General features: G+C 41.6%; 10 protein-coding genes. 1 reads left to right on the forward strand and 9 read right to left on the reverse strand.

The window, feature by feature from the left end:
* The 3 genes from ACLOR3_RS00255 to ACLOR3_RS00265 all read right to left on the reverse strand — a co-directional run.
* Positions 1–419: CNNM domain-containing protein (locus ACLOR3_RS00255; RefSeq protein ID WP_412036876.1), on the reverse strand; the 419-nt coding region annotated here is incomplete at its 3' end.
* A 104-nt stretch (positions 420–523) separates the two neighbouring features.
* Complete coding sequence (locus tag ACLOR3_RS00260) at positions 524–2,005, reverse strand: AcpB/EbpR/MafR family transcriptional regulator (RefSeq protein ID WP_195323683.1); 1,482 nt, start codon at positions 2,003–2,005, stop codon at positions 524–526.
* 431 nt (positions 2,006–2,436) lie between these two features.
* Positions 2,437–3,564, reverse strand: coding sequence for an AI-2E family transporter (locus tag ACLOR3_RS00265; RefSeq protein WP_048715385.1), 1,128 nt, complete (start codon positions 3,562–3,564; stop codon positions 2,437–2,439).
* A gap of 56 nt (positions 3,565–3,620) precedes the next feature.
* On the opposite strand from ACLOR3_RS00265, the gene ACLOR3_RS00270 reads away from it, so the two are divergent.
* Positions 3,621–4,424 carry an ABC transporter ATP-binding protein gene (locus tag ACLOR3_RS00270; RefSeq protein WP_195323682.1) on the forward strand — a complete coding sequence of 268 codons (804 nt, stop codon included), beginning with the start codon at positions 3,621–3,623 and terminating at the stop codon, positions 4,422–4,424.
* Positions 4,425–4,503: 79 nt separating this feature from the next.
* On the opposite strand, the gene ACLOR3_RS00275 is transcribed toward ACLOR3_RS00270, so the two are convergent.
* From ACLOR3_RS00275 to ACLOR3_RS00300, 6 genes are all read right to left on the reverse strand, one after another.
* The gene (locus tag ACLOR3_RS00275; protein WP_195323681.1) at positions 4,504–6,558 is read right to left on the reverse strand and encodes a cation:proton antiporter; all 2,055 of its coding nucleotides are present in this window, start codon (positions 6,556–6,558) and stop codon (positions 4,504–4,506) included.
* Positions 6,559–6,561: 3 nt separating this feature from the next.
* Entirely contained in the window at positions 6,562–6,825 is a 264-nt protein-coding gene (locus ACLOR3_RS00280) for a hypothetical protein (RefSeq protein ID WP_411399966.1), read from the reverse strand.
* Positions 6,818–7,375 (reverse strand): tRNA 5-(aminomethyl)-2-thiouridylate-methyltransferase MnmM, encoded by a 558-nt coding sequence (gene mnmM / locus ACLOR3_RS00285; protein WP_411399967.1) that lies wholly within the window; start codon positions 7,373–7,375, stop codon positions 6,818–6,820. The genes ACLOR3_RS00280 and mnmM overlap by 8 nt, the downstream gene beginning before the upstream one ends.
* 10 nt (positions 7,376–7,385) lie before the next feature.
* Positions 7,386–8,318 (reverse strand): tRNA modification radical SAM protein MnmL/YtqA, encoded by a 933-nt coding sequence (gene mnmL / locus ACLOR3_RS00290; protein WP_048688267.1) that lies wholly within the window; start codon positions 8,316–8,318, stop codon positions 7,386–7,388.
* Between the two features lie 23 nt (positions 8,319–8,341).
* A complete protein-coding gene (locus tag ACLOR3_RS00295; protein WP_048715392.1) occupies positions 8,342–8,653 on the reverse strand; it encodes an MGMT family protein in 312 nt (103 codons plus the stop codon).
* A 3-nt stretch (positions 8,654–8,656) separates the two neighbouring features.
* Positions 8,657–8,804, reverse strand: a 148-nt coding sequence (locus ACLOR3_RS00300) for a phosphatase PAP2 family protein (protein ID WP_412036984.1), incomplete at its 5' end; no start/stop codon positions are given.

The following is an 8,804-nucleotide window of genomic DNA, read 5'->3' on the forward strand; positions in this document are numbered from 1 at the left end:
CGAATAGCCAAGCTATCTTTCAGATTCATGGCAATACGCTTCGGATATAACTCACCAAATACAATTGAAATATAGGTCAGAAAAGCCAGTGAGAGGAAGCTAGCTATCGCACGTGCTGTCTCCGTATTTCCCATCCAAGAAGCGATAACTTTCCCAAGATCATCAGCTAGGCTTGCCCCAGACAAGATGGTAATCAAGGTAATACCAACCTGAATCGTAGATAAAAAGTGGTTGGGATTTTCCAATACCTTTAAGAGACGAATATATTTTTTATCGCCTTCCTCAGCCTTTTGCTCTACGCGAGAACGGTTCAGCGATACCATCGACATCTCCGTTGCAGAGAAAAATGCATTTAATAAGGTCAATACAAATAGTAAAACAAATTGCAGTATTAAATCCTGACTGCCAGGGTCTTCCATGGATATTCTCCTCAATGTATAGTAATAATGCCCATTATATCATATTTTTTAAAATGGTGCATAGTTGCAAAAATTTCCCTCCTAAAAGAGGAGGGAAGGCTCAGTTATACTCCATAACGTGTAAAATCATAAAAGAGTACATTCAGTTTTTCTACAAGTTCCAAAAGGGTCAAACTACTTGTACAAATAAATTTTTTCCCTTTGATATTCGGAATCATAAAGTTGGCAACAATGACATCATATTCGGTATGCTCTAGTTCATGAAGATTAAAGTCATGCTTGATGACCTGTGAAAATTCAAAGTTATCCGTACAATAGAATTTTAAGAAATCAATCATGGACTTGGCATGATGGTCATCGTATCGGCTAATGATTAAGACTTTGACAGCTGTCCGTCTCCTTAATAGTTGAGGCAATAGATTTTCCCAATGTGAAAATACGGTATAAATCTGATGCTTGAGGTTTTCAGGATTTTCATGAAAGCCCATCTCTTTAAGATAGTGATACAAACCAGTTTCAACATCCTGATAAAATTTAGGGAAGAGGGTTCGATAATCCTCATTGGTATAGCTCTTGGTATCATAGAGAAGAAATTCACCAAAGATTTCACGCCGCTCCAAATAGGCAGTGTTGTGAATATGCATGATCATCTCTTCATAATTCTCAAGTTCTAAACCATAAGATTCACTCAGGTGATCAAGAAATTGAGAGGCTAAAATATAGGATTTTTTTGTAACAGCATCTTCCTCAGTAGCGTCGATCAAATCCTGTGGAGTAAAATAGAAGCGTTTCTGTAGGAAGATAATAAAGAGCTGTTCAATGGTTTCTTCATTAAATTCTACACCCAGCTGCAAACCAAAATAACGAAGCATCTCATTGATTTTTGGGAGCTCTTGATAGAGATAGGCGTATTGTTCAAAATTATTGGCCCCTTCAATTCGATAACCTTGCTTAATCCGGTATAGGTAGACCGTCAGCATAATTTTATAGGAATGGAAGATCGAATAAGTCAGTGGGATTTCTGTCAATTTATAGAAGAAGGTGATGAAATCAATAATGACTTGCTCTCTGATATCTGGAAATGGCCACTCTAAATAATAATACCGCTCTGCAAAATACTGGGAATAGAAAAATCGAATATCGACTTCATCCCCCACAACATTTAGAGGATTCAAGGTGATTCGAATATTGTACTTTTCCTGAATAATTTGGTTGATATTTCGAATCAAGCGATAAAATGATTGCTGGCTGAGATTATACCGTCTACAAATTAAGTCACTGGAAACATCCTTATGGAAGAACAAGTATTCCAAGAGGGAGAAAGCTGTAGATTCTTTAAAGAAGTGATGATAGACCACCTCAATCCCAATCGAATCGTCATAGCTAATCTTAATACCATTTGTCGAAGATTCAATCAAAAATTCATTAAAGACCGTCCGTAAATTTGAAAGATCCTCCTTTAATGACCGCTCTGTACAATCTAACATTTCAGCGAGTTCCTTCAAATGAAACCAGCGCTTTTCACGAATTAATGTTTCTAGCAAACGCATTTGGCGTCGCTGCTTTTTGGCAAGCAATTCTATCATCTTATAGAAACTCCTTGATTTTGTATCATTACTAATTCATTATAACATATTTTCTTAAAGGAAAGCTAAAACTTTAAGATTCAAGTACTTAGCTTATCCTGTTTAAGTCCATACTCAAAAAGGAATGGTCACCCATTCCTTTTTTAATGTAGACATACTATTGTTTTACATAAAACAGCTAGATAATTTTCAAAAAATGACTCTTATTTTTTGAGTCATTCAAGTAGAGCTAAAACTTTCCGCTGTGAGAAAAGTGCCTGAAACAATTATGTTTCAGGCACTCGGAATTATTGAGACCTTAGGCTCAATAATTAGTCATGGAACTTCGACGAAGTTCGCTGACGTCCCTACTCACCTAAGGAAAGTTTTTTTAGAAGACTTTATCTTCAATTTGAAAGGAATGGTCACCCATTCCCTTCTCGTTTATTCTGTTAGGATTTATTGATGATTCCATACTCTTCTTGCTTGCGCTGTTCCTTTGTCTTTTTATGATTTTCATACAAGGCCACGAGGAATTTCACGATCTCTTTACCGATCGAATAAACCGGAATGGCCACAACCATCCCAATCACACCATAGATGTTACTGGATAAGAGCAAGAGGACCATGATGGTAATGGGATGCACCTTCATCACCCCTCCCACAATCCGAGGGTAGAGGATATTTCCGTCAATCTGTTGGACGATGAGCATGAAGATAACAGCTTTGATCATCATATTGAAATCCGTGAAGGCATAGGTAACCACCATAGGAATCAAGCCAATCGTCGGTCCAATGTAAGGAATGAGGTTAGCCAAGGCTGAGAAAATCGCAAAGACCAAGGCATACTTCAAACCGATAAAACTGTAGCCAATAAAGGCTAAAGTCCCGATGATTAAAGCATCGATAGAAATCCCACTAATATAGCGAGAAACTGTTTGGTTGAGACTCACTAAGAGAGAGGTAATATTCCGCCGGTCATTTTTCAGGATGGTCCGCTCTAACATCGGTAGTAGTTTTTTCCCATCAATCAAGAAGTAAACCAGGAATATCGGTGTCATCACCAGAATGAAGAGTGTATTGACAATCGTTGACACAACACTACCTAAACTATTGGTCACACTGTTTAAGATATTTTGTAGAATATCCACATAAGATAGGTTTAACTGCTGAATGGTTGATTGGATATTGATACTCTGAAAGGCTGGATTCTTTGATAACTTCGTCACAAAACTTTGCACTTCCCAATACAAGCCTTGGGTTGAATTAATCAAGCTTGTCAACTGGTTGATCAAAATAGGCAGAATATAAACAATCCCATAAATAATCAATCCAAAAAGGGTTACCAAGGTTAATAGAATACCCAAAATTCGATTCAGATGAAATTTCTTTTCCAAAAATTCTACGATTGGATTGGTGATGTAGTACAAGAAACCAGCAATCAAAAATGGAAGAATAATGGTATTCAGAACGGATACAAAGGGAGAGATCAGGCTTCCCATACTTCCCCAAATATAGAATATAATTGTTAATAATAGGACTTCACAGGTCCAGAAAAATAATTTACTTTTATGAAACATCCCTTTCCTCCTATCTGCTATTTTATCATATTTATGGTAAAATAGAGAATATTTTTATGAAGGTTAAAAAGATGAAAGAAAGATTAATTGAACTGAAAGACGTCACTCTCAGAAAAGAAGGAAAAAATCTCCTTTCCCGTTTGAATTGGACCGTCAATAAAGGGGAAACCTGGGCCATCCTTGGACTGAATGGTGCTGGCAAATCGACCCTACTCCGTCTCCTAATGGCGGAATATTGGAAAACGGAAGGGGAGGTTTCTGTCCTTGGAACACAATTTGGACAAGGGGGCATTCCGGAACTTCGTAAGCGAATCGGAGTGGTCAGCTCCTTTATTTCTGAGCGCATCCCTGAATCTCTATCCCCAGAAGAAATCGTCCTCACTGGAAAATACAAGAGTAGCATTCTCTATGCAGCTTATGGAGAAAAAGAACTCGAGGAGGCACGATCCATGTTGCGTCGCATCGGTGCTGCTTCTTTAATCGGGCGAAAATACCGGACCCTCTCTCAAGGGGAAAAACAGACGATTCTTATCGCCCGCAGTCTCATGGAAGAACCCGATCTTCTCATCTTTGACGAAGCCTCCAGTGGGCTTGACTTATTTGCTCGGGAAGCGATTTTTCAGCTGATCCAACAGATCAAGCAGATGGAAAAGGCACCGACCATTCTCTTTGTCACCCACCATGCAGAGGAAATCACCAAGTCCTTTAGCCATGTCCTTCTCCTCAAGGAGGGACAAAGTTTTGCCCAAGGACCTAAGGAGGAAATTCTCACCCAAGAAACGCTATCAGCCTTTTACGGAGGACAAGTCCAGCTAATTCCAATCGGAGAAGACCGCTACTACATCCAGCCAGACCAGTAAAAAACTACTAAGATTTAAAATAAAGAGATTGGGACAAGCGTCACCAATCTCTTTTCTTCTATTTAGCTGGAAACCATTTTTACCGATTTCGAGCATAATTGATCATGTCATAAGGAAGAGTATTGGCACTTTCTCTTAAGGAATAGTTTTCCAATTCGTTGACATTTTGGCGCATGCGACGCGCATACTTGGCCGAAATCAAGTGCTGCTCCTCATATTCGAAAATCAATTTTCTCTCTAAGTAATAGCCTCTTAGCATCTCGTCAATATTATTGGGCTTGATGCGATTGATAACCCGCTCTACAAAAGCACCACTAGTAATCAACGATGTTTCCCGCAGACGAGATTCTTGAAGGAAGGAAATCAAGGTACTCCGATAAATCCCTTTTAGGTTTTCCAAACTCTCGATAATGATTTCCGTATTGGCCAGATACAAGGCAGCAATCTGGTCATAGTCGATGGCTTCAAGCTTGTAATTCTCTCCGTTTTTCCATGCCCGAATACCGGATCCAAAGGTCACAAGCTCGTGCAACAGCAGTCGGAGCAAGCGGAAGAGCACCAAGAAATAATAGGTCAGGCGCGATGACAGATTGCGGTTGACCTTCTGCTCCATGGATCGAAGATAACGTTGATAGACATGGTAACTTCTATCTCGAATCTTTCCTTCTTCATAAGCCTGTTCCAAGCCATCATTCTCGATACTGAGAATAAGGAGTTTCAGTTGTTCCCAGTCTCTTTGAGTCGCTTTATCCTCCTGATTGAGAATCATATTTTCTATCCGTCCATGATAATTATCAATCGCCGCGTATAAAGGACCCTTCTGCTTGGTCACCGTCAACTCTTTCTCCAATAGCATGACGACATCATTCAAGATAGCAATATGCATCAAATGATCATTGGATTCCTCTTTGTCCTCGGATAGTTTTGGGAGGACGAGAAGTCCGATTAAGAAACTACACAAGGTGACCCCTGCTACTAAAAACAAGAGAACTGGATATTCTGCTTCTAGATGCGTCGGTATCAAGAGAATGGTCGCAATTGACACTGTTCCTTTGACCCCTGAAAAGGTCAACAAGAGGGCATCTTTCAGATACTTATCAATGGATTTTTTCAATCGGAAACCCCGATACCAGTAAAATCCATACACCATCAAAAAGCGAATCAGGAACAAGAGCCCCGTCAATAAGAGAACAGTCACAATCAAGAGCAGATTGTTGTAAAAGGGAGTCCTCAAAATTGGCTCAGAAATCATCTCCAGCTCCATCCCCAAAAGGACAAAGACAGACCCATTGAGGACAAAATTGACTGTATTCCATACCGTATGCGTGACCGTATCCACCTTGGCTTCTAGTAGGGTAATTTTCTTAAACCGACTAGCCTTTAGGATCCCAGCCACGACAACCGCAATAATCCCTGATACATGGATCTCTTCTGCGATAAAGAAGGTCAGTAAGGGGAGACTCAATTCTAAAATGAGTTCACTGGCAATATCCGTTGCCCGAACACTGAGCAGTAATTTTTGAAGCCCACGGTTGACAGCAGCTGTCACAATCCCGACCGCAAACCCTCCTAAAATAGAGATGACCAAGTCCCAACTAGCTTGGCCCAAGGAAAAGACTCCAGTGGTCCATGCAGCTAGAGCCACACGAAAGGCAACCAAACCTGAAGCATCGTTGAGTAAGCCCTCTCCTTTTAGAATGTTGGAGATTCGTTTTGGAAAGGTAAAGCGTTCCGAAAGGGAGGCAAAGGCCACCAAATCAGTCGGCCCGAGCGCTGCCCCTACTGCCATACAGGCCGCTAGTGGAATTCCTAGCCACAAGAGATGGGCCAACCACCCCAAGCTAAGGGTCGAAATAAAAATAACTGGGAAGATTAAAAAGGCGATAATGCGCCAGTGCTTCAGAATCGAGGTAATGTCTGCTTCTTCTGCTTCTCGAAAGAGGAGCGGTCCAATAACCAAGGCCAAAAAGAGCTCGGTATCTAGATGGTACTCCGAATTGGGTAAGAGAAAGCCAATCCCAATCCCTAATAATATCTGGATCAAAGGGAGGGGCAAGGTCGGAATCAACTTATTAGTCGCATTGGAGACAATCAGGATCAAGGAAAAGACAATGGCGTATACAAGAATCTCCATCCCTTATACTCCTGATCGTTGGTTACAACAGTCCTCAAAGAGTTGCTTTTGTTCTTGGATCTTTTGATCAATCTTTGTCAGATCCTTGTGCTCAATTTTCTTCTGGCAACGTTCCATTTCAAGAGAGACCAGCTTCTTCTTGATTTTGATCATCTTTTTGCTCATCCGTGCTTCATCTAAAAAACCAACGGCACGTTCATGAGAGGTGGACTCCACAAAATCGTGTCGAAGAGCATCAATTTTATTTTTTAAAAATTCTTTATCCATGGCGATAACTTTCTAATTTTTCGATCATGACTAAAAATGGGGGATGGTTGATCTGGTTCAGGGTCCGGTAAGTAGTGACCGTAAATTCTTGTTGAGGAAGTTGGGAGACAAACTCCAAGACAGCATCTTTTTCTAGGTCCCCACCCTCATGACCATAATAGATCATAATGGCTATTCGCCCTCCCTTGATCAAGCGGTAACAGAGTTTATTAATGGCTTGGATCGTTGTTTTAGGCTGGGTAATAATCGACTTGTCTGCTGAAGGAAGATAGCCTAAGTTGAAGATAGCCGCCTTGGCCTGGTCCACATAGCAATCTACTTCTTCATGCCCCTTTAAAAGAAGATGGGCATTAGAAAGTCCTGCTTCTTCCAAGCGCTTTTGCGTTTGGACCAAGGCTTGCTCTTGAATATCAAATGCATAGACTTCTTTGGCTAATTTTGCCAAGAAAAGGGTATCATGCCCATTTCCCATGGTCGCATCAACCACAGTATCTTGATCTGTAATGACCTCCCTAAGAAAATCATGGGCCATCTCTAATGGTCGCAACATGCTACTCCTCCTATTTTCCTACTTTACAACCTTGAACACTTCCACGACGACGCATCTCAGCTTCAATGGCATTCAGTACTTCCCACTTATTGAGACTCCACATCGGTCCTATCAACATTTCGCGTGGAGCATCTCCTGTAATCCGGTGGATGACGATTTCCTTGGGAATGATTTCCAATTGGTCACAGATGACCGACACGTATTCCTCCTGACTCATCAATTGCAAGCGCCCTTCATGGTAGTCTCGTTGCATCCGGGTATTGGTCATGAGATGGAGCAGATGCAATTTAATGCCCTGGATATCGTTGTCTGTTACACAACGGCGGACATTCTCCACCATCATCTCATGCGTCTCCCCAGGAAGACCGTTGATTAAGTGTGAAACAATCTCTGCCTTAGGGACCTGTTGGCGAATCCGCTTCACCGTTTCCACATAGAGTTCATAGCTATGGGCTCGGTTGATCAATTCAGATGTCGTTTCATAAGTCGTCTGCAAGCCTAGCTCAATAGTCACATGCATGCGCTCTGTCAATTCTGCTAGATAGGCCAACGTTTCATCCGGCAAGCAGTCTGGTCGTGTCCCGATGTTAATCCCTACGACACCTGGTTCATTGATGGCTTGCTCATAGCGCTCCCGAATGACATCGACGGATTCATGCGTATTAGTGAAATTTTGAAAATAGACCAAATACTTTTTGACGTCGGGCCATTTGCGGTGCATAAAATCAATTTCTTTGTAAAACTGATCCCGAATAGGGGCATCTGGTGCTACGATGGCATCCCCAGAGCCAGAAACTGTACAAAAAGTACAGCCCCCTCGAGCAACAGTTCCATCACGATTGGGACAGTCAAAGCCCGCATCGATTGGGACTTTGAAGGTCTTTTCTCCAAATAAGGTTCGGTAATAATCATTTAAGGTCGTATAGGATTTCATACCCCTCATTATAGCAAAAAAGCAGAGTGAACTCAAAGTTGAGTCTCCTCTGCTTTCCATTTGTGTTTTTTAAGATCCACACAACCGTTGGATTTGAATTCCACCCCTTCTGCCCAGAGAAGCGTGCCTTGCTCTTCCCAATCAGGAGCCAGGCGACCAGTAGAGGTCACAACCCGGTGACAGGGATAAGTCACAGCTTTTGTAGAAGTGGCCAAGACCTTGCCGACCTGGCGGGCATGGCGAGGATAGCCAATGAGTTGGGCAATTTGACCATAGGTGGCCACACATCCCAGGGGAATCTGAGCAACGACCCTTAGGACCTTTTCTTCAAATAAATCGTTCATGCTTTACTTCTGCTTACTCTTAAAGCGCCATTCAAAACGCAAACGGTCGTAATAAGGAAAGACCATTTGCAAAAGACCAAATCCCAAAAGCATACTTCCTGTGACGTCTGTCGGGTAATGAACCCCAACATAGACACGAGATACAACGATG

The organism is Streptococcus intestinihominis, assembly GCF_046824975.1.
In the GTDB taxonomy this organism is placed as follows: domain Bacteria; phylum Bacillota; class Bacilli; order Lactobacillales; family Streptococcaceae; genus Streptococcus.

Bases quoted from the DNA above. Each gene is read 5' to 3' on its own strand.
- ACLOR3_RS00270 (WP_195323682.1), top strand. From the start codon at position 3,621: ATGAAGGTTAAAAAGATGAAAGAAAGATTAATTGAACTGAAAGACGTC.
- mnmM (WP_411399967.1), bottom strand. From the start codon at position 7,375: ATGTTGCGACCATTAGAGATGGCCCATGATTTTCTTAGGGAGGTCATT.
- mnmL (WP_048688267.1), bottom strand. From the start codon at position 8,318: ATGAGGGGTATGAAATCCTATACGACCTTAAATGATTATTACCGAACC.
- ACLOR3_RS00265 (WP_048715385.1), bottom strand. From the start codon at position 3,564: ATGTTTCATAAAAGTAAATTATTTTTCTGGACCTGTGAAGTCCTATTA.
- ACLOR3_RS00295 (WP_048715392.1), bottom strand. From the start codon at position 8,653: ATGAACGATTTATTTGAAGAAAAGGTCCTAAGGGTCGTTGCTCAGATT.
- ACLOR3_RS00260 (WP_195323683.1), bottom strand. From the start codon at position 2,005: ATGATAGAATTGCTTGCCAAAAAGCAGCGACGCCAAATGCGTTTGCTA.
- ACLOR3_RS00275 (WP_195323681.1), bottom strand. From the start codon at position 6,558: ATGGAGATTCTTGTATACGCCATTGTCTTTTCCTTGATCCTGATTGTC.
- ACLOR3_RS00280 (WP_411399966.1), bottom strand. From the start codon at position 6,825: ATGGATAAAGAATTTTTAAAAAATAAAATTGATGCTCTTCGACACGAT.